This window comes from Mesorhizobium sp. M0571 (genome assembly GCF_040320985.1).
Classification (GTDB): Bacteria; Pseudomonadota; Alphaproteobacteria; order Rhizobiales; family Rhizobiaceae; genus Mesorhizobium.
The window spans coordinates 413,150-436,857 of sequence record NZ_JAMYQT010000002.1 but is presented as its reverse complement, the minus strand read 5'-3'; the positions used below and the strand labels follow the sequence as shown (position 1 = coordinate 436,857).

The 23,708-nt window shown below is 64.3% G+C and carries 20 protein-coding genes, 1 tRNA gene and 1 pseudogene; 10 read left to right on the top strand and 12 right to left on the bottom strand.

What is annotated here, in order from left to right; genetic code table 11:
• Positions 1–65 precede the first annotated feature (65 nt).
• From NKI85_RS04535 to NKI85_RS04505, 7 genes are all read right to left on the bottom strand, one after another.
• The gene (locus NKI85_RS04535; protein WP_352522688.1) at positions 66–665 is read right to left on the bottom strand and encodes a VOC family protein; all 600 of its coding nucleotides are present in this window, start codon (positions 663–665) and stop codon (positions 66–68) included.
• A gap of 82 nt (positions 666–747) precedes the next feature.
• Complete coding sequence (locus NKI85_RS04530) at positions 748–1,578, bottom strand: ATP-binding cassette domain-containing protein (RefSeq protein ID WP_352776206.1); 831 nt, start codon at positions 1,576–1,578, stop codon at positions 748–750.
• Entirely contained in the window at positions 1,571–2,455 is an 885-nt protein-coding gene (locus tag NKI85_RS04525) for an ABC transporter ATP-binding protein (RefSeq protein ID WP_352522690.1), read from the bottom strand. The genes NKI85_RS04530 and NKI85_RS04525 overlap by 8 nt, the downstream gene beginning before the upstream one ends.
• Entirely contained in the window at positions 2,452–3,300 is an 849-nt protein-coding gene (locus NKI85_RS04520) for an ABC transporter permease (protein WP_352776205.1), read from the bottom strand. Before NKI85_RS04520 ends, NKI85_RS04525 begins: the two co-directional genes overlap by 4 nt.
• Positions 3,293–4,300: an ABC transporter permease gene (locus NKI85_RS04515; RefSeq protein WP_352776246.1), complete on the bottom strand. Its 1,008-nt coding sequence runs from the start codon at positions 4,298–4,300 to the stop codon at positions 3,293–3,295. The genes NKI85_RS04520 and NKI85_RS04515 overlap by 8 nt, the downstream gene beginning before the upstream one ends.
• A gap of 64 nt (positions 4,301–4,364) precedes the next feature.
• The gene (locus tag NKI85_RS04510) at positions 4,365–5,891 is read right to left on the bottom strand and encodes an ABC transporter substrate-binding protein (protein WP_352776203.1); all 1,527 of its coding nucleotides are present in this window, start codon (positions 5,889–5,891) and stop codon (positions 4,365–4,367) included.
• Positions 5,892–6,000: 109 nt separating this feature from the next.
• Positions 6,001–7,575: a phytoene desaturase family protein gene (locus tag NKI85_RS04505; RefSeq protein WP_352776201.1), complete on the bottom strand. Its 1,575-nt coding sequence runs from the start codon at positions 7,573–7,575 to the stop codon at positions 6,001–6,003.
• A 117-nt stretch (positions 7,576–7,692) separates the two neighbouring features.
• Between NKI85_RS04505 and NKI85_RS04500 the strand changes: the two genes are divergently transcribed.
• From NKI85_RS04500 to NKI85_RS04475, 6 genes are all read left to right on the top strand, one after another.
• On the top strand, positions 7,693–8,484 hold the full coding sequence (locus NKI85_RS04500) for a cyclase family protein (protein ID WP_352522694.1): 792 nt from the start codon (positions 7,693–7,695) through the stop codon (positions 8,482–8,484).
• Positions 8,485–8,500: 16 nt separating this feature from the next.
• Complete coding sequence (locus tag NKI85_RS04495) at positions 8,501–10,072, top strand: phytoene desaturase family protein (RefSeq protein ID WP_352776199.1); 1,572 nt, start codon at positions 8,501–8,503, stop codon at positions 10,070–10,072.
• Complete coding sequence (locus tag NKI85_RS04490; RefSeq protein WP_352522696.1) at positions 10,072–10,551, top strand: MarR family winged helix-turn-helix transcriptional regulator; 480 nt, start codon at positions 10,072–10,074, stop codon at positions 10,549–10,551. Before NKI85_RS04495 ends, NKI85_RS04490 begins: the two co-directional genes overlap by 1 nt.
• A gap of 45 nt (positions 10,552–10,596) precedes the next feature.
• On the top strand, positions 10,597–12,750 hold the full coding sequence (locus NKI85_RS04485) for a thiamine pyrophosphate-dependent enzyme (RefSeq protein ID WP_352776197.1): 2,154 nt from the start codon (positions 10,597–10,599) through the stop codon (positions 12,748–12,750).
• Entirely contained in the window at positions 12,743–14,326 is a 1,584-nt protein-coding gene (locus NKI85_RS04480) for an indolepyruvate oxidoreductase subunit beta family protein (protein ID WP_352776195.1), read from the top strand. Before NKI85_RS04485 ends, NKI85_RS04480 begins: the two co-directional genes overlap by 8 nt.
• A 267-nt stretch (positions 14,327–14,593) precedes the next feature.
• Positions 14,594–15,193, top strand: coding sequence for a LysE family translocator (locus tag NKI85_RS04475; RefSeq protein ID WP_352776193.1), 600 nt, complete (start codon positions 14,594–14,596; stop codon positions 15,191–15,193).
• Positions 15,194–15,228: 35 nt separating this feature from the next.
• Here the strand turns inward: NKI85_RS04475 and NKI85_RS04470 are convergent.
• Positions 15,229–15,304, bottom strand: a tRNA-Thr gene (locus tag NKI85_RS04470).
• 349 nt (positions 15,305–15,653) lie between these two features.
• On the opposite strand from NKI85_RS04470, the gene NKI85_RS04465 reads away from it, so the two are divergent.
• Complete coding sequence (locus tag NKI85_RS04465; RefSeq protein ID WP_352776191.1) at positions 15,654–16,793, top strand: hypothetical protein; 1,140 nt, start codon at positions 15,654–15,656, stop codon at positions 16,791–16,793.
• Between the two features lie 100 nt (positions 16,794–16,893).
• Here NKI85_RS04465 and NKI85_RS04460 read toward each other — a convergent pair whose 3' ends face one another.
• Both NKI85_RS04460 and NKI85_RS04455 read right to left on the bottom strand, forming a co-directional pair.
• The gene (locus NKI85_RS04460; RefSeq protein WP_352776244.1) at positions 16,894–18,495 is read right to left on the bottom strand and encodes a cisplatin damage response ATP-dependent DNA ligase; all 1,602 of its coding nucleotides are present in this window, start codon (positions 18,493–18,495) and stop codon (positions 16,894–16,896) included.
• Between the two features lie 226 nt (positions 18,496–18,721).
• Positions 18,722–19,732 (bottom strand): ligase-associated DNA damage response exonuclease, encoded by a 1,011-nt coding sequence (locus tag NKI85_RS04455; protein WP_352776189.1) that lies wholly within the window; start codon positions 19,730–19,732, stop codon positions 18,722–18,724.
• Between the two features lie 107 nt (positions 19,733–19,839).
• Here NKI85_RS04455 and NKI85_RS04450 point away from each other — a divergent pair.
• A pseudogene (locus NKI85_RS04450) lies at positions 19,840–20,776 on the top strand (methyltransferase domain-containing protein).
• Between the two features lie 56 nt (positions 20,777–20,832).
• Entirely contained in the window at positions 20,833–21,189 is a 357-nt protein-coding gene (locus NKI85_RS04445) for a hypothetical protein (protein ID WP_352776188.1), read from the top strand.
• A gap of 7 nt (positions 21,190–21,196) precedes the next feature.
• On the opposite strand, the gene NKI85_RS04440 is transcribed toward NKI85_RS04445, so the two are convergent.
• Both NKI85_RS04440 and NKI85_RS04435 read right to left on the bottom strand, forming a co-directional pair.
• Positions 21,197–22,060 (bottom strand): prephenate dehydratase, encoded by an 864-nt coding sequence (locus NKI85_RS04440; protein ID WP_352776187.1) that lies wholly within the window; start codon positions 22,058–22,060, stop codon positions 21,197–21,199.
• Positions 22,061–22,089: 29 nt separating this feature from the next.
• Positions 22,090–22,818 carry a 3-deoxy-manno-octulosonate cytidylyltransferase gene (locus tag NKI85_RS04435; RefSeq protein ID WP_352776185.1) on the bottom strand — a complete coding sequence of 243 codons (729 nt, stop codon included), beginning with the start codon at positions 22,816–22,818 and terminating at the stop codon, positions 22,090–22,092.
• Between the two features lie 193 nt (positions 22,819–23,011).
• Between NKI85_RS04435 and NKI85_RS04430 the strand changes: the two genes are divergently transcribed.
• Positions 23,012–23,680 (top strand): c-type cytochrome, encoded by a 669-nt coding sequence (locus tag NKI85_RS04430; RefSeq protein WP_352776183.1) that lies wholly within the window; start codon positions 23,012–23,014, stop codon positions 23,678–23,680.
• The last annotated feature ends 28 nt before the right edge of the window (positions 23,681–23,708 follow it).

Here is a 23,708-nt window from a genome sequence, read left to right as displayed (position 1 = left end):
ACAATCCGCTTCGGATGACTCCGACTTGCCGTCGGTCGGTTTCAACAGGGCGCGTAATATCCCGGCTATTTTTCCGGGTTCTTCGGGCTCCACAGCACCGTTTCTGCATCTTTTTCATAAGCCATGCCATTGGGATAGCTGATTGCTTCCAACTGCAAGCCCCAGGGCGCCTGGAAATAAAGGATGGTCTGGCCGGCGGCCGGGCCTTCGGTAACCGGCAGCGGCCCCATACGCGTCTTGATGCCCCTTTGATCGAGATAGGCTTTTGCGGCGGCGATATCGTCGACATAGAAGGCGATGTGGAAGCCGCCTATGTCGCTGTTGCGGGGCGTCAGGTCCTTCTGGTCCGGTGCAGTGTATTTGAACAGCTCGATGTTCGACCCGTGTCCGCAGCGGACCAGGGTGATCTCCTCGATCACCGCCTTGGGATCGACGCCCAGCAGATCCTGCATGAATGTGCCCTTGTCGTCGGCGAACGGACCGAAGGACATCGCCTTCTTGCAGCCGACCACCTCGGTAAAGAAATCGACCGCCTGCTTCATGTCGGGGACAGTAATGCCGGTGTGGTCGTGGCCGCGCATGCCGGGAATGGAGCTGGCACAAGCGGTGCCGATGCTTCCCAGCACGGTGGCTGCAAGCGTAGCGTATCGGATTGCATTCTTCATATCTGTCATCCTCCATCGCGGGACACTTGCGGACGCACGCCCGAGGCCCGCTCTTCGGCGTGCGGTTGAAGTTGCAGGTGTTTCATGCCGGCGCCTTTGCGGCGGGCAGTAGCCAGCCGTCATCGATCTCGGGCAGTGGAATGGCGGCCATGAGGTCGCGCGTGTAGGCCTGCTGCGGGTGCTCGAACAAAGCGTCGGTCGCGCTGGCTTCGACAATCGCCCCTTCGCGCATGACGATCACTTGCCGGCAGAGCCGCCGGATCACCGACAGGTCGTGGCTGATAAAGGCAACGGTCAGGCCCATTTCGGCTGCGAGTTTTTCCAGCAGCGTCAGGATTTGCGCCTGGGTCGACACATCGAGGCCGGAGACGATTTCGTCGGCCAGTACGAATTTCGGCGACAGTGCCAAGGCGCGGGCAATGCCGACGCGCTGGCGCTGGCCGCCCGACAGTTCGTGGCGGTAGCGGCTGGCGAAACCTTGCGGCAGGCCGACGCGCTGCAGCGCCTCCGCGACACGGTCCCTGAGATTGTCGCCAAGCCCGTTTTGCTTCAGGGGTGCTGCGATGATGCTGAAGATGGTGCGGCGCGGATTGAGCGACGACATCGGGTCCTGGAAGATCATCTGCAGATTGCGACGCAGCGGCCGGAGTTCCGCCTCGGGCAGATGCGTGATGTCGCGGCCGTCGAAAATGACATTGCCGGCGCTGGGCTCCAAAAGGCGCACCAGCGTGCGGCCAAGCGTCGATTTGCCGGAGCCGGATTCGCCGACGATGCCGGTCACCGATCCCCTTGGCAGGTCGAAATCCAGCCCTTTCAGGATCTCGGCCTGCGGCGCCCGGCCGATCAGCGGCTTGCGCGTCATGTCGGGCAACGCAACCTTCAGTCCGCGCACGGAAAATAGCGGCTCAGCCATGCGGCCGCCTCCATGCCCGGTCGGCGGCGGCGATCTCCGCGGCCAGCCCGGCCAGTACCTTGTCGTCGACCGGCTTCAGCGACGCGAACGGATCGGTGTAGCGCGGCGTCGCCGCCATCAGTGCCCGCGTATAAGGATGCTGCGGTGAAGCGAAGAGGGCTGCCGTCTCGGCCTCCTCCACCACCTTGCCGGCATAGAGCACCGAAACTTTCTGGCTGATCTTAGCAACGACACCGAGATCGTGAGTGACGAACAGGATCGCCGTGCCGTGCTCGCGCTGCAATTGCGCGATCAGCCGCAGTATCTGCTTCTGCACCGTCACGTCGAGCGCCGTTGTCGGCTCGTCGGCGACGATCAGCCTTGGCTCGGCCGCGAACGCGGCGGCGATCAGCACGCGCTGGCGCATGCCGCCGGACAGCTCGTGCGGATAGCTTTTGAGCACACGGTCCGGGTCGCGGATCTGCACCTCGTCCAGCAGCTGGCGGATGCGGGCATCGGCCTTCTCACCGCTCCAGCCGAGGATGCGCACCAGCCGGTCGGTCATCTGCGGGCCGATGCGACGCGACGGGTTGAGGGCGGTCAGCGGATCCTGCGGGATCAGCGCGGTGCGCGCGCCGATCAGCGCACGTCTTGCCTTGGGCGCCAGCCGGCCGAGGTCCTCGCCTTCGAGCAGCATATCGCCTTCGACGATGCGCACGCTCAGTGGCAGCACGCCGAGCACCGCCTTGCCGATCATCGTCTTGCCGGCGCCGCTCTCGCCAACCAGCGCGCGAACCTCGCCGGGCTGAACGGAGAGCGATACCGAGCGCAACACGCGTACGCCATTCGGCAGCACCGCGCTCAAGTCTCTGATGGCAAGGCACGGTTTCGCGTTCATCGCAGCACCGGATCGAAACGCGCCCTGAGGCCCTCGCCGAACTGGCTGAACGACAGCACCGTCAGGATCAGAGCGACCAGCGGAAACACCAGCACCCACCAGGCCTGATGGATCGACAGGCGACCCTCGGCGATGATGCTGCCCCAGGTCGGGTCGTCGGTCGAGATCGACAGATTGACGAAGGACAGGATCGCCTCGACGATGACGGCGATACCCATTTCGAGCGATAGCAGCGCCACGATCGACGGCACCACGTTGGGCAGCACCTCGCGCAGCATGATGCCGATCCGGCCGTAGCCGGCGATGCGGGCGTTCTCGACATAGTCCATGCGCGACTGGCCCATGGTCTCGGCGCGGATCACCCGGCAGAAGCGCGTCCAGTCGATGACAACGATGGCGATGATGACCGAGCTCAATCCGGTGCCGAGCACGGCGACCAGGAGGATTGCGAACAGCACCGGCGGAAACCCCATCCAGATATCGACGATACGCGAGATGATGCGGTCGGCCAAGCCGCCGAAATAGCCGGCGATCAGCCCGAGCGCCGAGCCGACCAGGCATGCAGCGATAGCCGCTGCGAAGGCGACAATGAAGGCGATGCGGGCACCGAAGATCAACCGCGACAACAAATCCCGGCCGAGGCTGTCTGTGCCGAGCCAATAGCCAGGCTCGGCGCCATTCAGCCAGAATGGCGGCAGCCGCTCCAGCATCAGATCCTGCGCCAGTGGGTCTTGCGGTGCGACCAGCGGCGCGAAGATCGCGGCAAGCAAAGCCAGCAATAGCCAGCCGCCGGCAAGCCACAGCCTTGCGCCCGAGCCATGTCTCGAAATACGCCCCTCATCCATGGCGCAGCCTCGGATTGAGCAGCGCATACATCATGTCGACGGCAAGGTTGATCAGCACGAACAGCAGTGCGAAGACCAGCACGATGCCCTGGATCAGCGGCAGGTCGCGATTGATGACGGCATCGATCGCCATATTGCCGAGACCTTCATAGGAAAACAGCCGCTCGACAATGACCGTACCGCCGATCAGGAAGGTGAATTGCACGCCGACCAAAGTGAGCGTCGGAAGCGCGGCGTTCTTCAGCGCCTCGCGTAAGATGACCTGCGTTTCCGAAAAGCCCTTCACCCGCGCCAGCACGACATAGTCGAGATCGAGCACTTCCTTGAGAGACTGTTTCAACAACTGCGAAATGATCGCGGCAAGCGGCAGCGCCAGTGCAATCGCCGGCATCAGCATGTGCGCCAGCAGGTCCTTGGTCAGGTCGAAGCGCAGCCGCACGATGCTCTCAAACAGATAGAATTGCGTGACGAAGGGCAGGTCGAGTTGCGGCGACACCCGGCCGGAAATGTCGAAAACCGGCACCAGCACGCCGAACAAAAGGATCAGCACCAAGCCCCACAGGAAATCGGGAATCGAGAGCGCCGCACCGCTGGCGATGTCGATGCCTGCCTCGACCGCGGTGCCGCGTTCGCGCGCGCCGAGGATCGCCGTCGTGCCGCCGATCGCCAGCGCCATCAAGAGCGCGACGATCGCGAGTTCCAGCGTCGCCGGCAGGCGGTTGAAGACCAGCCCCAGAACATCCTGCCGGAGCGAAATCGAAGTGCCGAAATCACCTCTGATGACACCGGCCAGCCAGATGAAGAATTGCTGGACGATGGTCTTGTCCAGCCCGTAAAGCGCGCGCAGACGCGCGATGTCGGCATCGGTGGCACCGGGCGGCAGCATCATCGCGATCGGATCGCCGGGGGCGACACGGATCACGACGAAGACCACGACGGCGACGCCGAACAGCGTGATCGCCATCGTCAGAAGACGGATCAGGAATCTCTGCAGCAGCATGGTCGCCCGTGGCGGAAAATGCGCGCCGTCGTTCTGGACGGCGCGCGGCAAGCCCAGGACCGTCTCAGGCCGGGGTCATCAGCGCCGGCAAAAGCGCGCCGGACACATGCTGCACGACATTGACGCCCTTGGCATGCACGATCGGCTGCGCATACTGGATCAGCGGCAGCACATAGGCCTGCTCGGCAATGTACTTGTCGACGGCCTTCCAGCCGGCAATGCGCTTGACCTCGTCCTTCTCGCCCCATAGCGGGTTGATCATGTCGATCAAATCCTGGCTGTCCCACACCGAATGCGGGCTCGGGCCATACATGGCAAAGCCGGTCGAGGTGGTGGGGTCGCCGATGGCATTGCCCCAATTGTAGAAGGCGGCTGGTGCCAGCTTGTCGGCGGCGCGCAGTTCGTAGTGCTTGGCGATCTCGTAGACCTCGATCGTCGCCTCGATGCCGACCTTGCGCCACATGCCGACGATCGCCTGGATCATCTCGTAATCTTTGGGCTTGAAGCCCTTCGTCGTCTGTATCGTGAACTTGACCGGTTTTTCCGGCGAATAGCCGGATGCCGCCAGCAATTCCTTGGCCTTCTCCGGGTTATGCTCGACCTTGATCGACGGATCGTAAGCCGCGTATTCCGGCGTTTCCAGCGTATCGATCGGCTGGCCGTAGCCGCGCAGCAGTCGGTCGACGAGCAGCTTCTTGTCAACCGCCATCACCGCCGCCTGGCGCACGTTCTTGTCCAGCATCACGTCGATGTCGTTGAAGAAGATCATGCCGATGTCGGAAACGTTCTTGCAAGAGCCTGCAAGCTCTTCCGTGGCGATCAGGCGGTCATACTCCTCATAGGGAATTTCGAGCGTCACCTGCGAGGAACCGGACTCGATCTCGGCGACGCGGCTCGCCGCGTCGGTGACGAACTTGATGGTCACGTTCTCGAAGGCCGGCTTGCCGCCCCAGTAGTTGGGATTGGCCTTGAGCCGCAGGAAGGCGTTGCGCTCGAATTTGTCGACCATATAGGGGCCGGTGCCGATCGGGGCTTTCTCGAAGCCCTCGGCGCCGACCTTCTCGTAATAGGCCTTCGGCATGATGTAGCCGGTGAGGAACGACATCCACTTGAAATACACCGGGTCGAACTGCACGATATCGCCGGTGATCTTGTTACCGTCGATCTTGAAGTTGTTGACGTTCTTCCAGACGAACTGGATCGGATTGCCGGTCTTTTCGTCGCCCGCCCGCTGCAACGACCAGACCACGTCTTCGGCCGTGAACGGCGAGCCGTCATGCCAGGTGACGCCCTCGCGCACCGTCATCGTGATCTTGCTGCGATCCTCGTTCCAGCCCCATTCGGTAAGCAGGCCGGGAGCGAAGGAAAGGTCCGGCTTCTGCGGGATGAACTGGTCGAACACCGACTGGTAGAGGCCCTGGATGGTCGGGTTGACCGCCGAAGGCCCGGTGGTCGGGTCCCAGGACGGCAGGTTGACATTGTAGGCGATGGTCAGTTCACCGGCTGCCTTGGCGATTTGCGGCAGGCCGATGACGGTGGCGCCAAGCGCCGCTGCGCCATATCCAAGCAATTCTCGTCTGTTGATTGTCATGGTCGTTCCCCTGTTGGTTTTTATGCGCGGTGTCGCTGTCGATTGGTGGGTTCAGGCTCCTGGGCAACCGCGCACTGTCCTCCTTCACCCTAAATGAAAAATGCGGCTCTTACCTCCCGCCAAGTTGTTGCGCGAGCATGAAGCCCGAGGCCGCACCTGTGCCGGCGCCCGGCCATGTTGCCGCCCCGGTCAGATGCAGATTGCCGACCGGCGTGTTCCAGCCGGCGTAACCGCGCGCCGGCCGAAACAGGAAGTTCTGCGCCAGATGATGGCTGCCGCAGATCTGGTCGCCGCCGACAAGGTTCGGGTTCTCGCGTTCGAGGTCGATCGGCGAGAACACGGCACGGCCAAGGATCTTCCGGCGAAGGCCTGGCGCATAGGTCTCGATGATGTCGAGAACGCGCTCGGCGTAGCGTTCCCTAACCTTGTCCCAGTGATCTGGCGCGATCTTGTCCGCCGCATCGCCTGATATTTCGGCGGGCAGCATACGCACCTGCACCCACAGCACGTGTTTGCCGTCCGGCGCGCGCGACGGGTCGACCGCCGTCGGCTGGCCGACGACCAGCACCGGTTCGTCCGGCAGCGTGCCGGACATCGCCTGCTGATAGGTCCGCGACATGGCGTCGAGCGACGGCGACAGATGCACATAGGCGAACTGCCGAAGTTCGGCGCCGGCGCGCCAGTCCGGCAGATCGTCCAGTGCCAGATGGATCATCATCGTCCCCGGCGCGTGGCGGAACTTTTTCATTGCCGCGTCGAAGTCGGCGTCGCCGGAGCCGTTTGGCAGCAATTTCCCGGTCAGCGCTCTGGGCGCGACACCTGCGATGACCGCCTTGGTGGCGCTATGGGTTTCGCCGGAAGCGAGCCGCACGCCGGTCGCCTTGCCGGCCGAAACCGTGATCTCGGCCACGTCAGCCCCAGCGACGATCTTGCCGCTGGCAGCCGTGAGCATGCCCGACAAGGCCCGGATAATCGTGTCGGCGCCGCCTCTGCCGAGCACCATGCCGAAGCATTGGTTGGCCATGGATTCGAGGTAAGGAAACACCGCGCCGCCGGCGATGTCAGGCGCGAAATCAAGATGCATGCCCCAGGTGGCGAGCGTCGCCCTGACATGCGGCGACTGGAAAGTCTCCTCGAGCCACGCGCGGGGTGAGGAAAGCAGTAATCGACCGGTATCGAGCGCGCCGGCAAAACCCTTCTTGCGCCAGAGGTTCCAGGCGGTGCCGGCGAGCGCACGGCCGCTCATCGGCGAGCCCAGCAGCCGGAACAGGTGCTCGGCCTCTGCAGGGAAAGCCGCAACCAGACGGCGCCATGTCTGTGCATCGCCCTCGGAAAAAGCCGCCATGCGCGCGGCAGTCTTTTCCAGATCGCTGCTGACGCCGAACCAGCTTCCGTCCGGGAAGGCGCTGGCAAAGCTATCGGCCACCGGCGCGAATTCCAGCCCGTGGGTTTTCAATTCATTTGCATATTTCTTGTGAAAGGCCGAGCCGGCGAAAAGGCTCAGATTCATCGCGCCGAAATCGTGCCGGAAGCCGGGCAGCGTAAATTCGCGCGTCTGGACGGCGCCGCCGATCGTTGGATTGCGTTCGAAAACCGCTGTGTTCCAGCCTTTGAGCGCCAGATGCGCGGCGCATGCCAGACTGTTGTGGCCCGCCCCGACAAATATGGCGTCGAACTCGCTCACGCCCCGTCCCATTCCTTTATGCTTAAAGATAATTGCAGATGCATATGTTTTCGTCTAGTAGGATATTAAGGGCCGCAACGAGCCTTCAGAGCCATCCAAGAAGAGGGAACAGAGACCATGGACACGCAACAACTCCTCGGCGAAGTCGCCGGCCAGCTTCTTTCAGGCGCCATCCAGGTGGTCGACCTGACGGCGCCGCTCGGGCCCGACACGCCGCTGATCAAGCTGCCGCCGGAACTCGCCGTCGACACGCCGAAGATCGAGATCCATGCCATCTCCGCCTATGACAAGAACGGACCTTGGTGGGCGTGGAACTGGCTGAAGCTCGGCGAGCATTCAGGCACGCATTTTGATGCGCCCAATCACTGGATCACGGGCAAGGATTATCCGGACGGCGCTACCGACACCATTCCGGCTCAGAACTTTGTCGGACCCGTCAATGTCATCGACTGTTCGAAGGAAGCGGCCGCCGATCACGATTTCCTGCTCACCGTCGACTACATCAAGGCATGGGAAGCCAAACATGGCACGATCAACGCCGGCGAATGGGTGGTGATGCGCACCGACTGGTACAAGCGTAACGGCTCGGAAGCCGAATTCCTCAACGCCGACGAGACCGGACCGCACACGCCCGGCCCGACCGCCGAAGCCATCCAGTATCTGATCAGCAAGGACATCAAGGGCTGGGGCAGCGAGACAATCGGCACGGATGCTGGCAAAGCAGGGGGAATGGAGCCGCCATTCCCGGCGCACAGCCTGATGCACAAGGCCAACCGCTACGGTCTCGCCAGCCTCTGCAAGCTCGACCGGCTGCCGCCGAAAGGCGCCATCCTGATCGCCGCACCGCTCAAGATCGAGCACGGCACCGGCAGCCCGATCCGCGCGCTGGCGCTGGTGCCGCGCGCTTAAGCGACAGGCCACGACGATGAGCGATATCGACCACATCATCGTCGGCAGCGGCATCAATGCGCTGGTCTGCGCGGCGATGCTTGGCGGCAAGGCGGCGAAGGTGCTGGTGCTCGAGCGCAACGACCGCATCGGCGGCTGCATGCGCACCGAGGAGATCACCGCTCCAGGCTTCATCCATGACGTGATGGCGACGACCTTCGTCCTGTTCATCACCTCGCCGGCCTATGCGGCGCTGGGCAAGGACCTGGCGCGGCACGGCCTGGAGTTCTGCAACACCGGCACGCCGACCGGCGTGCTGCGGCCGGACGGCAGCCATGCCGTCGTGCGTACCGACCGACCCGCCAATGTCGCGGCTGCCAATGCGCTTGCCGCAGGCGACGGCGACCGGCACCGCAGCGATGTCGGTGAGATCGAGCGCAATGCCGGCCTGCTGTTCGGGCTGCTCGGCGGCAGCCTGTGGTCCTATCCCACGGCCAGGCTGCTGGCGGGCGAAGCCTGGCGGCGCGGGCCGCGCGGCCTTGCCGCCTTTCTCGGCGAAGCGCTGGTTCCGGCACGCGGCTGGCTGGAGAGCACTTATCAGTCGGAAATCACCCGCGCGCTGTGGGCGCCCTGGGTGCTGCATGCCGGCCTTGGGCCTGAAGACGCGTTCTCCGGCCAGATCGCCAGGGTTATCGCCTTTGCGCTGGAAGCTGCCGGCGCGCCGATCGTCAGGGGCGGCGCCAAGAATCTGCTTTCTGCCTTCGAAGCGCTGATCAAGGAGCGCGGCGGCGTGATCCGGACTGAAGGGGACGTTGCCTCCATCATCCAGAGTGGAGGCCGAGCCACCGGCGTGCGGCTGGCTTCGGGCGAAACAGTCAACGCGAAGAAGAGCGTGATCTGCTCGGTCACGCCGACCCAACTTTACGAGCGGCTGCTCGGCAAGGATGCTGCAAAGGACGACATCGAGGCGGCGCAAAAATACCGCTACGGCAAAGGCAATTTCCAGATCCACTATGCGCTTGACCGGCCACCGGCATGGCGCGTCGAAGGGCTCGACAAGGTCGCGCTGCTGCATTTGACGCCTGGATTGGATGGCGTGTCGAAGGCCTGCAACGAGGCCGTGCGCGGCATGCTGCCGGAAGTGCCGACCATCTGCGTCGGTCAGCCGCACGCGCTCGACCCTTCGCGCTGTCCGGACGGCAAGGCGATCCTATGGTTGCAACTGCCCGAGGCGCCACGCTATATCAAGGGCGACGCCGCCGGCAAACTGCAGACACCGGCGGACGGCCGTTGGACCGAGGCATTGCGCGAAGCCTATGCCGACCGTGCCGAAGCGATCCTCGCCAGCCATATCGACGGGTTCAAGGACAGCGTCATCGCACGCCACGCCTATTCGCCGGCCGATCTGGAAGCGATGAACATTAATTTGGTCGGCGGCGACCCCTATGGCGGTTCCTCGACCATCGACCAGTCGTTCCTGTGGCGGCCGTTCAAGACGAGCCGCAACCACGACACCGGGGTCAAGGGCCTCTACCATATCGGCGCCTCGACCCATCCCGGCGCCGGGCTTGGCGGCGGCTCCGGCTTCCTGCTGGCGGGGAGGCTGTGATGGAACAGAAGGTTGAAAAGCGCCAGCGCATCTCGACTTTGGGTCAGATCGGCCTGCAGCAGTTCGCGCCCTATCTGATGAACCGCATTATGGGCCGCTACAACGCCACCTTGCGCGACGATTTTCGCAAGCAGGGCCTGACCATCCCACAGGTGCGAACACTCGCCGTGCTGTCGGTCACCGATGGCGTCACCGTCAATGACCTTTCGGTGTATACTGTGATCGAGCAATCGACGCTGAGCCGCACGCTTGATGCCTTGGAAACGCAAGGCCTGGTGCGGCGCGAGCCCGGCGACACCGACAGCCGCGTTCGCAAGGTGTTCCTGACCGATGACGGCCGCGCCGAGTTCGCGCGCGCCTGGCCGGCCATGCATGATGCGTTCGAGGCCATGTTCGACGACGTCGACGATGCCGAATATGCGGCGTTGATCGCCACGCTGCAGAAGATGCTGAAGAACATTCGCAAGCACGACATCTGATCTTACGCGCCGCCAAATTGCCGGCGGCAACGGAAGGAGCAAAAAATGGCCGAACGGTCTTTTGCCAAGGAAGTCGAGAAGCTCAGGCTCGGCGCCGGCGAGGAGTTTTCCGGCGAAGGCATTCTCGCCATCACCAAGGCGCTGCTGCAATGCGGCGTCGGTTATGTCGGCGGCTATCAGGGTGCACCGATCAGCCATTTGATGGACGTGCTGGCCGACGCGCAGGATATTCTGGGCGAGCTTGGCGTGCATTTCGAGGCAAGCGCCTCGGAAGCCACCGCCACCGCCATGCTGGCGGCATCGGTGCACTATCCGATCCGCGGTGCGGCGACCTTCAAGTCGACGGTCGGCACCAATGTCGCGTCCGACGCGCTCGCCAATCTGGCCTCCGGCGGTGTCACCGGCGGTGCGCTGATCATCGTCGGCGAGGATTATGGCGAAGGCTCGTCGATCATGCAGGAGCGCAGCCATGCCTTCGCCATGAAAAGCCAGGTCTGGCTGCTCGACCCGCGACCGAACCTGCCGTCGATCGTCAAGGCGGTCGAGGACGGCTTCGAGCTTTCGGAGGTTTCCAACACGCCGGTCATGCTGCAGGTCCGCATCCGCTGCTGCCACGTCCATGGCCATTTCATCGCCAAGGACAACAAGCGCCCGGCAATGACGGTCGCCGATGCGCTCGATGCGCCGCGCCGCGACACCGGCCGCATCGTGCTGCCGCCCGCGTCCTTCCTGCACGAGAAGGAAAAGGTGCAGAAACGCTGGCCGGCGGCGGTCGATTTCATCCGCAAAAACAAGATCAACGAGTTCTTCGGTCCGGAGCACGGCGCGGTCGGCATCGTCATGCAGGGCGGCATGTACAATTCCGTCGTTCGCGCGCTGCAGCGCCTCGGCCTGGCCGACACCTATGGCGACACCGACGTGCCGCTCTATGTGCTGAACGCCGTCTATCCGCTGGTCGATGACGAGTTCCTGTCCTTCTGCGAGGGCAAGGACGCCGTTCTCGTCGTCGAGGAAGGCCAGCCCAACTACATCGAGCAGGCCTTTGCCGCGATGCTGCACAAGGCCGGGCGCGGCACCAAACTCGTCGGCAAGGAGCATCTGCCGATGGCCGGCGAATACACCGGCCAGGTGATGCTCGACGGCATCGGATCGTTCCTGCGCGCCACCATCCCGCATCTGCTGCCAAGCGAGGTCCGCGCGCCGAACAAGATCGGCGATGGGCTCGACACCGCCGACCTGATCAATGTCGTTCCGGGGCGCCCGCCCGGCTTCTGCGTCGGCTGCCCGGAACGACCGATCTTCGCCGCCACCAAGCTGGTCGAGCAGGAGTTGGGCAAGCACCACATTGCCTCCGACATTGGCTGCCACCTGTTTTCGATCATGCCGCCCTTCGAGCTGGGCGCCACCACCATGGGCTACGGGCTGGGGCCGGCCTCGGCCTCGGCGTTCAACTCGCCCGATGCCAAGCGCCGCTCGATCTCCTTCGTCGGCGATGGCGGCTTCTGGCACAACGGCCTGACCTCTTCGATCGGCAATGCGGTGTTCAACAAGAACGACGGCGTCATCGTCATCGTCGACAATTTCTATTCCGCCGCGACGGGAGGGCAGGATATCCTTTCATCCCGCGCCGGCAACAAGACGAAGTCGACAAAGCATCCGATTACCGAGGCGGTAAAGGGCATGGGCGTCAAGTGGCTCCGCCACATCGACCGCACCTACGACGTAACCAAGATGCAAGCCACGTTGCGCGAGGCGCTGACGACGGACGAGAAGGGCCCAAAAGTTATCGTTGCTTCGTCCGAATGCATGCTCAACCGGCAGCGTCGCGAAAAGCCGCTGGTCGACAAGGCGATCAAGGGCGGCGAGCGGATGGTCAAGCCGAAATTCGGCGTCGACGAGGACATCTGCACCGGCGATCATGCCTGCATGCGGCTCTCCGGCTGTCCGTCGCTCTCGGTGAAGTCGCTCGACGATCCGTTGCGCGACGATCCGGTGGCGCATATCGACCAGAGCTGCGTCGGCTGCGGCAATTGCGGCGAGGTGGCCGATGCGGCGGTGCTCTGCCCATCCTTCTACCGCGCCGACGTGGTGCACAATCCGAGCCGCTGGGACCGTTTCCTTGAAGCCGCTCGCCGCGCCACGATCGGCCTCTTGCAGCGGCGCCGCGAAAGCCGGCGCCTGATATTCGCCGATGCTTGACGCTGTCCCTTCATCCCGCTCCAGGGCGGGCGCGCCGGACGACGAGCCCGTCATCAAGCTTGCCGTGTTGGCGGTCGGCGGCCAGGGCGGCGGCGTGCTGGCCGACTGGATTACCGACGTTGCCGAGCGCAACTTCTATGTCGCCCAATCGACCTCGGTCGCCGGCGTTGCCCAGCGCACCGGCGCCACCATCTACTATGTCGAAATGTGCCGCGACACCGGCCGCCTGCCGGTCTTCGCGCTGTCGCCGTCGCAAGGCGACGTCGATATATTGATCGCCGCCGAACTGATGGAAGCGGGCCGCGCCATCATCCGCGGCTTCGTCACGCCCGAGCGCACCACGCTGATCGCCTCGTCGCACCGCATCGCCGCCGTGTCGGAAAAGATCGAGCCCGGCGACGGCCGCGCCTCGTCCTCGAAGGTGCATGCCACGGCGGAAGCCGCCGCCAAGCGCTTCATCGCTTTCGACATGGAGAAGATCGCCGCCGACAATGGCTCGATGATCTCGGCCAGCCTGCTCGGCGCCCTGGCGGGGTCCGATGCGTTGCCGTTCACGCGCGAGAGCTATGAGCAGGCGATCGGCGCCGGCGGCCGCGGTGTGAAGGCCAGCCTCGCCGCCTTCGGCGCCTCCTTTGATCGGGCCCGCGGCGTCGCGAGTGCGCCATCGGGCGACAAGACTGCACAGCCGGTGGCCGCTAAAACCGGCTCGGGCGCGGCGACAAAAGTCAGCGGCCCGGAAAGCCTGTTGAAGGGCTGGCAACAACTGGCGTCGCGCGTCGCTGCGCTGCCTGTACCCGTGCACGACATGGCGCTTCGCGGCCTGAGGAAGGTCGTAGACTATCAGGACGTCGCCTATGGCGGTGAGTATCTCGACAGGCTCGATAAGGCAGTCGCTCTGGACGATGCCGAACATGGCTACGCGCTGTCGAACGCCGCGGCAAAGCATTTGGCCAACGCCATGTGCTACGACGACATGATCCGCGTCGCCGACCTGAAGACGCGCTCGAGCCGCGACCAGCGCGTGCGCCGCGAGGTCGGCGTCAAGCAAGGCGCGGTCCTGCAGGTGACGGAATATTTCCATCCGCGCATCGAGGAATTCTGCGGCACGCTGCCGGCCGGCCTCGGCAGCTACATCGAGGCGCGGCCGAAGCTTGCCGCCTTTCTCGACCGCCGCATCAATCGCGGCCGTCACATCCGCACCGACAGCTTTGCCGGTTTCGCCGCTTTGTGGTTCATCGGCGGTCTGCGCCGCTGGCGCCGCCGCCTGCTGCGCCACAAGGTCGAGACCGCGCATCTCGAGCGCTGGTACGCGCTGGCGCTCGGCCATGTCAGCCAGGACTATGCGCTCGCCGTCGAAATCCTCAATTGCCGCCGCCTGATCAAGGGCTACAGCGACACTCACGCCCGCGCGCAGTCGAAATTCGACCGCGTGCTGTCGGCGCTCGACCTGCTCGAGGGCCGCGCGGATGCCGCCGACTGGATCCGGCGCCTGCGCGAAGCCGCGCTGAAGGACGAGAAGGGCGACATGCTCGACGGCGCGCTGAAGACGGTGGCGTCGCTTAGTGGAACCCGGTGAGCTGCGCGGCGGTTTTCGAGTCTCGGGGCAGCGGTTGCTTCGCAGATATCCGCTTCGCCGGTCTTGCCGACGCCTGCTGCCGTGGCCACCTGCCTGTTCTGTGGGCTTCAAGCCTACGGCAGCGGCAAACATATCGGACTCCGAGACAATTGACGTCCGGTTCCGAGCGGCGAGGTGCCAAATCACCGCGGCCATATGAACGAGCGTGTTGCACTCATTGCCTACTGCTGTACCTTCAATGTTCTGGAGGCGCGGGCTTGATGCTGCTTGAGCGAGAGGATCCACTTCGAGGCGGCATATATGGTGATCATGATCACGCCGGGCCCGATCGGGCTCGCGACCGGCAGCCTTGCCTCCCTGCACGGCTTTGGCAGGACGATCCCGCTGGTGGCCGGGATCGGCGCCGGAACCGCCGTGCTGGCAGCCCTGGTGGCGTTTGGCGCCGTTCACCTTTCCGGGTCGCTGTCGGTGCCGGCGGTCAAGATCGCCGGTGCGGCCGTCCTCGGCTGGGTGGCCCTGCGCATCGCCAGAACGGCGCCGCCGACCGCCGGCGAAGAGCCTCGGCAAGCTGGATTGTTTGCCGGCGGGTTTCTCATCAGCATTCTCTCGCCTGAAACCGCCACCTTCTTTGCCGTCGCCTTCATGGGGCTGATGCTGCCGCTCCGGAATTCGGGCGAGATGCTGACGGTCGCGGTCATCGTCGCGATCATCGACATAGGCTGGTACGGACTTCTAGCTGTCGCCCTTTCGCGTCCGCTCGTGCGCGCTGCCGCGATGCGGCATCACCGGCTCATCTGCCGGGCGGCTGGGGTCGTGCTGGCAATGCTCGCCCTCGTCTCGGCTGCGTCAGCCTTTCCGCTCAGCTGAGCGCTAGTTGAAGAAGGCGCGCGGGATAAGTCGTTTGGTGCCGCTTAGGTGACTCGAACACCTGACCCCATCATTACGAATGATGTGCTCTACCAACTGAGCTAAAGCGGCCCGGGAAGCCGAGCTTCCAAGATGGGCTGGGTGATAGACGCAACCAGCGTTGAATTCAAGATGGCAGCCGCGAATTCAAGACGAAGCTTGGCAATTCGTGTCGGTCGCAGGCCGGGCGCAAGCGCAGCCGCCGCGCCGATCCGCCATAGGTCGCGCGATGCCACACCGGCAGGCCGCCCGCCGCCGTGACGGGAAAATCAGCGAAAAATGTTGATTCCTTTACCGAAAACTGCCGAAATGAGCTTTGTACCCCTCGCCAACGCAGAATGCGGCCGCTCGCTTGTTGATTGATTGGTCGCCTGCGGCTAACGATCATGACAATGTGAGCGAAATTGCAGAGGGAACTCGCTTGGACGCGATCGAAAAAGCGATCCGCAATGCCTTCGAGAAAGGCAATGCCGACGACCGGGCGTTTCGCGAGCGGGTCTATCGATCGGCTTTCGCGGCACTGGACCGTGCCCTGCAGGCCAATCCAAACGTGACCGTGGAAGTCGCCATCAAGCGCCGCAAGGCGGTCCAGGCGAAGATCACCGAAATCGAATCGGAATTCCTGCCGGCGGTTCCCGACGTCGCCACGCCGACCGACAGTTCCGAGGCCGCACCGGCGGTGGAGCCTCCGGCTGAAGCCGAAGCCGAGCCCACGCCCGATGTCGTCGTGGAGGGGCCGGCGGAGCCGCCCGAATCCGAAGCGCCCCGGTCGCGCGTCTTGCCGGTCGTCCCCGACATCATGCCCGACGCGCCTGTTCCCGAGGCGCCGGTGATCGACATGTGGGCGCCCGCTCCGACCGAGGCCGCCGACGCGGAAGTGACGCCCGACCGCGACGACCGGCGGGCGAGGCGGCGGCGCCTGCCTTTGACCGCGATCTTCTTCGGTGTGACGCTGCTCGCAGCCGCCGGCATCGGCCTTTATTTCGCCAACCAGACCGGCGTCTTCAAATCGGCGACCGAGCTCGACACGGCGCCACCGGAAGCGCCGCCAACGGTGGACGGCGATGATTTCACGCCGGACGACACCGCTTCGCCGCCAAAGCAGGGCGAGCAGGACCAGGCGCGCGACTGGATCAACGTGTTTTCGCCGGGTGACCCGACGCAGGTCAATGCGCCGTCGGACGCCAAGGCCGACGTTATCCAGGACGAAAGCGGTTCCTTCCTGCGCATCCGCTCGGGGGCATCCGGCTCGGCCATCAGCTTCGACGTCGGGCAAGGCGTGCTGGAGAGGATCGCCGGCAAGCATGCCACATTCGACATCATCGCACGCTCCGAGGAGGGGCAGGAGACGCAGATTTCCGTCGACTGCAATTTCGGCGAACTCGGCGACTGCGGCCGCAAGCGCTATGCGGTCGGTCGCGAGCGCAATGAATATCTGTTCGACGTGCGCCTTCCCGACAAGCGTCCGGGCGCTGCCGGCACCATCGCCATCAATTCCGACTTCGACAAGCAGGGCAAGTCGGTCGACATCTACGAGATCCGCGTTTCAGTCGTTCCCTAAAGCGCGTCGCGTTCGATCGGCCTCATGCGACGCGCTTTAGGTTCTTGTTTTGATGCATGTCGTTATTGCAAAACCGCTGCACACCTTTGCGCGACATGCATTAACTGTCGAGCAGAGCCTGCAGCGTCTCGATGCGGTCAGCTTCGGCCGCCGGCTTATCCCAGCGCAGCCGCGAAATGCGCGGAAAGCGCATGGCAACGCCCGACTTGTGCCGCGTCGAGCGGTTGAGCCCTTCGAACGCCACCTCCAGCACGAGGCCTTGTCTGCGGTCGGCACGCACAGAGCGCACCGGGCCAAAGCGCTCGATCGTGTTGTCGCGGACATATTTGTCGATTTGCCTCAGTTCCTCGTCGGTGAAGCCGAAATAGGCTTTTCCCACCGGCACCAGTTCCTCTGATCCTTCCGGCCCGGACCAGACGCCGAACGTGTAGTCGGAGTAGAAGCTCGAACGCTTGCCGTGGCCGCGCTGGGCATACATCAGCACCGCGTCGACCGTGTGCGGATCGCGCTTCCATTTGAACCACGGGCCCTTCGGCCGCCCGGCCACATAGGGCGAATCCCAGCGCTTCAGCATGACACCTTCGATGACCGGATGCAGCGGCTTGCGGCGCAATTCCTCCAGCGCCTGCCAGTTGGTGAATTCGACCAGCGGCGACAGATCGAAGCGGCTCGGATCGAGTGTCCTCGCGAAGGCCTCGAGCCGGCCGCGCCGTTCGCGGAAGGGAAGTCCGCGCAAATCCTCGTCCCCAATCTGCAGCACGTCGTAGCAGCGCATAAAGGCGGGGTATTGCTGCTGGATCTTAGGCGCTACGCTCTTGCGGTTCAGCCGCTGCTGCAGGTCGGAGAACGTTCCCGTCGCCTGCCGGGGGTCACCGACCAGAAGCTCGCCGTCGAGCGCGCCTGAAAAATCCATCGCCTCGGCAAGATCGGGAAAGGCGCCGGAGACATCGTCACTGGTGCGCGAATAGAGCCGGCGAATGCCGCCTTCGCAAACCGCCTGGACGCGGATGCCGTCCCATTTCCATTCGGCCGCGTAGTCGGCCGGGTCGAGTTTTTCGAGGTCGTTGTCGCCGACGGCATTCGCCAGCATCACCGGCCTGAACAGCGCCAGCGCCGTCTTCCTGGGTTTTTCCGCCTTGCCTTCCAGCCAGGCGAACAGCCCGGTATAAGGCGGCGTCAGCCCGTGCCAGAGTTCCTCGATCTCGGCGATTTCGACCTTGCCGAAATCGGCGAGCGCCTGCTTGGCCAGCCGCGCCGAGACGCCGATGCGCAGGCCGCCGGTGACCAGCTTTATGATGGCAAAGCGCGCCGAAGTGCTGGCGCTGTCGAGCAGCCGGGCCAGCACCTGCGGCCCGTCGGAACGGCTCGCCGCCTGCAGCTTCGCCACCACCTCGGCCAGCGTCGGCTCGTGGTTCGCAATGTCGACCGGCGCTTGCGGCCAGACCAGCGATACGGTCTCGGCCAGGTCGCCGACATAATCGTAGGAATAGCCAAACAGCACCGGATCCATGCGCTCGACGACCAGCGTCCGCAGCATCGCCGGCTTGACCGCGGCGATGGACAGATCGCCGGTGATGGCAGCCAGCGCCAGCCCGCGGTCCGGATCCTCGACGCTGCGGAAATAATCGGTCAAAAGCGTCAGCTTGCCGTTGCGCGACGGCGTCAGCACGAGGCGGTCGAGAAGCTCGGCGAAGCGGTTCATGACGGTGAGAACCATGGGCGGGCGTCGCGTTCTGTCGCGCCCCCCTCTGTCCTGCCGGACATCTCCCCCACTTGGGGGGAGATCGGATGGCTTCGGCGATTTCGCCAACCATCAACGTTGCAGAACGAGCGCCGGCGAAGAAGCTGCCAATCTCCCCCCAAGTGGGGGAGATGTCCGGCAGGACAGAGGGGGGCGCCGTAGGGCGCTGCGTTGGCGATTGCTGCCATCAATCGCCCTCGTCCTCATAGCCAACGAGATGCAGCGGCCTGGCCGCAATGCCTTCGAGCTCGCACCAGCGCACCAGCGCCTCCTCGCGGCCATGCGTTACCCAGATTTCTTCCGCGCCGGTCTCCTTGATCGTCGCGGTCAACTCGTCCCAGTCGGAATGGTCGGAAATGATCAGCGGCAGTTCGACGCCGCCCTGCTTGGCGCGCTGGCGGATGCGCATCCAGCCTGAGGCGAAGCACGACATCGGATCGGGAAAACGCCGCGCCCAGCGATCGGCGAAGGCGGATGGCGGGCCGATGACGATGGCGCCGGCAAAGTCGCTTTTTTGGCCGGTCTCGACGGTCGCCGGCTCAAGCTTGCCGAGATCGATGCCCTGGCTCTGGTAATACTCGCTGAGCTTGGCCAGCGCGCCATGGATGTAGATCGGCTTTTCGTAGCCGGCATCGCGCAGCAGCCGCATGACGCGCTGCGCCTTGCCCAGCGCATAGGCGCCGACCAGATGCGTTCGCTCGGGAAACTGCTCGGTCGATCTCAGCAGCCGGGCGATCTCTTCGGAATCGGGCGGATGGCGAAACACCGGCAGGCCGAACGTCGCCTCGGTGATGAAGACGTCGCATTTGAGCGGCTCGAACGGCTCGCAGGTCGCGTCCTTCTGGCGTTTATAGTCGCCGGACGCGACGATGCATGTGCCCTGATGCGCGACCTTGATCTGCGCCGAACCCAGCACATGGCCGGCCGGGTGAAAGCTGACGGTGACGCCGTCGAGCGCAATCGTCTCGCCGAGCACGGCGGCTTGCGTCGTTCCGGCAAAACTGTCGCCGTAGCGCAGCCCCATGATGTCGAGCGTCTGCTGCGTCGCCATCACCGAGCGGTGGCCGGAGCGGGCATGGTCGGAATGGCCATGTGTGATCAGCGCCCGGTTGACCGGCCGCACCGGGTCGATGAAGAAATCGCCGGGCGAGCAATACAGCCCTTCCGGCCGGGGATGAAGCAGGTCGCTGGCGCGCATGGCCCCAAGATAGGCGCTAATTCCGGCGCGGGAAGCCTGTTGTAAGTCACTGCTGACTCCAGCATAGAGCGCAAGCCGGCTGCAAACACCCGGCGGAACCCGATCGCATGAAACCGCTCCAGACCTCGTCCGGCGATTTGACCGCCGACCGCCGCGCCGACTATGCCGAAATGCTCTATGCATCCGGCGATCATGCGGCAGCGGCGGAATTGCTGCTCGGCGCGCTCGAACTGGCGCCGCAATGGCCAGCCGGCTGGTTCCGCCTCGGCGAGATGCAGGAAGCGGCGGGCGCGCGCGATCGTGCCGCGCAGGCCTGGACGACGGCACTGCGGCTCGACCCGGCGGACAGGCTCGGCGCGGTGCTCAAGCTGCAATTGATCGGCAGGGCAGCGGCGGCCCAGGCGCCGCCCAGCGCCTTTGTCGAGACGCTTTACGACCACTATGCCGGGAGCTTCGAGGCTGAGCTGGTTCGGCTACCGTCTGCCCGAATGCCTCGACCGCGCCATCCGGGCAGCACGGCCGGGCCGGTTTTCGCTGGCGCTCGATCTCGGCTGCGGCACCGGCCTCATGGGCCAGAAGCTGCGGCCGATCACCGATCGGCTGGAGGGTTACGACATCTCGGCCGGCATGCTGAGGCAGGCGCGCGCCAAAGGCGTCTACGATCTGCTCGTCAAGACGGACCTGCAGGATTTTTGCTATTCTGGCCCGAAAGCCGATCTGGTGACGGCGGCCGATGTGTTCATCTATGTCGGCGCACTCGACAGGGTGGTGAACAAGATTGCCGGAATGCTTGCCGGCGGCGGTCTGTTTGCGTTCTCCGTCGAGACGCTGGCTTGTGACGGATTGTCTGGCAGCGCCGGCTTCGCCCTGCAGCCGTCCCGCCGCTACGCGCATTCGCAAGGCTATGTAGAGCGGGTTCTCGACGCCAACGGCTTTTCGGTCCTGTCGCTTCAGGCAACGGTTATCCGGCAGGATCGCCGCGAACCGGTCGAAGGGTTGGCCGTAGTGGCAAACTTGCTTTCCGGCAGCGCAAAATCTGGATAAGATTTTGGCCGTGGCATGAGAGGCGGCGGCTGCGAAAGACAAGGAGCAAGTTTTCCATGCGCTGGAACATGATGGTCTTGGCATCTTGCCTGGCGATGGCCGGCTGCGTCGGCAATTCGATGTCCGAACGGCAGGACGAAAACGTCCAGTCCTCGCTGCAATATGACAAGGTGCCTTGCGATCAATTGCTGGCGCAACGAAACGGCCTGGCGCAGCAATATCATTTGCCGGTCGACGCCAAGCCGTCCTTCTCCAACCCGGCGATGGGCTTCGGCCCGTTCACGCCGGATACGCGCTCCAAAGCCAAGCGCGACGCCGACCAGGCAAGCGGCAAGATCGACGCCATGAACCGGTCGATTGCCCGCCGCGAATGCGGCAAGCCGGCCAAACAGAACAAGCTCGGCCTGACCTGACCGGATCCTAATCCGCCACCTTCCACTGCTCGCGCGAGGCGCTGGCGGGATAGACGCCGAGGATGCGCATTTCGCGCGAGAAGAAGGCGAGTTCGTCGAGCGCCAGCTTCACCAGCGGATCGTCGGGATGACCCTCGATATCGGCGTAGAACAGGGTCGCTGTAAACGCGCCGAGCTGGTAGCTCTCCAGCTTGGTCATGTTGATGCCGTTGGTGGCGAAGCCGCCCATCGCCTTGTAGAGCGCGGCCGGCACGTTGCGGACGCGGAAAATGAAGGTCGTCATCATCTTGGCGTCGGCCGAGGGCCGTTCGGCCCATTGCTTGTTCTTGGTCAGCACGACGAAGCGGGTGACGTTGCTGTCGGTGTCCTCGACATTCTCCTCGACGATGTCGAGCCCGTAGAGCGTCGAGGCCAGCGACGGCGCCAGCGCGGCCATGGTGCGGTCCTTCATCGCGGCGACCATCTTGGCGGCGCCCGCCGTGTCGCCGGCCACCGTCGCCTTCCAGCCGTTCTTGCGGATGTATTTGCGGCATTGGCCGAGCGCGTGGATGTGGCTGTGCACGGTCCTGATCTCGTCGCGCCTGACACCGGGCAGCACCATCAGCTGGAAATGGATCGGCAGAAAATATTCGGCGATGATGTGCAGCTTCGATTCCGGCAAGAGGTGATGGATGTCGGCGACGCGGCCGGCAATGGTGTTCTCGATCGGGATCATGGCCAGATCGGCCTTGCCGGTCTCGACCGCGTTGAAGGCATCCTCGAAGGTCGGGCACGGCAACGGCTTCATCGACGGGAACATGTTGCGGCAGGCGGTGTCGGAATTGGCGCCCGGCTCGCCCTGGAAGGATATTTTGTTGGTCTTGTCAGGCATGCACAGAGTCTCGGGATTGGGGAAATTTCTTAATTTGCAAGGAGCGCCCTGGCGCGTTCGAGATCGTCCGGCGTATCGACGCCAAGCGGCACCGACTGCACGATCTCTGCATCGATGCGCATGCCGGCCTCCAGCGCCCGCAACTGCTCCAGCCGCTCGCGGCGCTCCAGCGGCGACGGCCTTAGCGCAACGAAGCGTTCGAGTGCGGCGCGCCGATAGGCGTAGAGGCCGATATGATGGTAGAGCGGGCCTTCGCCCCAGGGGGCGGTGGCGCGGGTGAAATAGAGCGCCCTGAGCCGCGTCGCCGAGAGTGGCGAGCCGACCAGCTTGACGACGTTCGGATTGGTCTTTTCCTCGTCGCGGACGATCTCGACGCAGAGCGTGGCGATGTCGACCGCGGCATTGTCGAGCGGCTTCAACGCGGCGCCGATGATGTTGGGATCGATGGTCGGCAAATCGCCCTGCACGTTGACGATCGTTTCGACCGCGTGTCCGGGGTCCAAAATGGTCAGTGCCTCGAAGATGCGGTCGGAGCCGGTTTCGTGGTCCGCCCGCGTCATCACGGCCTCGAAATCATGCGCGCGCACCGCCTCCGCAACGCCTTGCGTATCGGTGGCGACGACCACCCGGCCGAGCCCGGCCTCGGCGGCGCGGCGCGCGACGTGGACGATCATCGGCGTGCCGGCAATGTCGGCCAGCGGCTTGCCCGGCAGGCGGGTCGAGGCCATGCGGGCCGGGATCAGGATAAGCGTGGACATGAGGCGGGCAAAGGGCTCGAAAAGAGGAGGACAAAAGTGGCAAAAGGTCTCACTGGCAGCGCCCTTATAGGTGTTGCAACGCCGGAGCAAAAGACCTAGTTTCCGCGCGATTTGGCCGGCTCCGCCGGGTAGATCACGATACCGACGGACGGAGTGGACGGATCGGTCCGCCGGAAAAGGGAGCCTGGGGCGTATGGATTCCAACGAAGTCAACAAGCTGCTCGCCGGTTTCCTCGGAACCGTGTTCATCGTCTTTTCCGTTGGCATCGTGTCCGACGCGCTGTTTGCCTCGCCGGCGCCTGAAAAGCCCGGTTTCGCCATCGAGGCGACCGAGCCCGCCGAAGGCGGCCCGGCCGCTCCGGCCGCGGCGGTGAAGCCGATTGCCGAGCTGCTGACCACCGCCAACGCCGAAGCGGGTGCCGCCATCTTCAAGAAATGCCAGGCCTGCCACTCCGGCGAAAAAGGCGGCCCGAACAAGGTCGGCCCGGATCTGTGGGACCTTATCGACCGTCCGGTCGCCGAGCATGCGGGCTTTGCCTATTCGGCCGGCATGAAGGAGTTCTCCAAGGGCGGCACCGAGAAGTGGACCTACGACAACATCAATCACTTCCTCACCTCGCCGAAGAAGTTCGTAAAGGGCACGGCGATGGGCTTCGCCGGCCTGCCGAAGGATGAGGACCGCGCCAACGTCATCGCCTATCTGCGCACGCTGTCGGACAATCCGAAGCCGCTGCCGGCGCCCGGCGCCTCGGCCGAGAATGCGCCGGCCAAGCCGGCCGAAGGCGCTGCCCCTGCCAAGCCGGCAGAAGGCGCGGCGCCAGCCGCTCCGGCTGCTCCGGCGCCGGCTGCGCCCGCAAAATAACAAAACTGTAATGGCATAATCCTTGAAA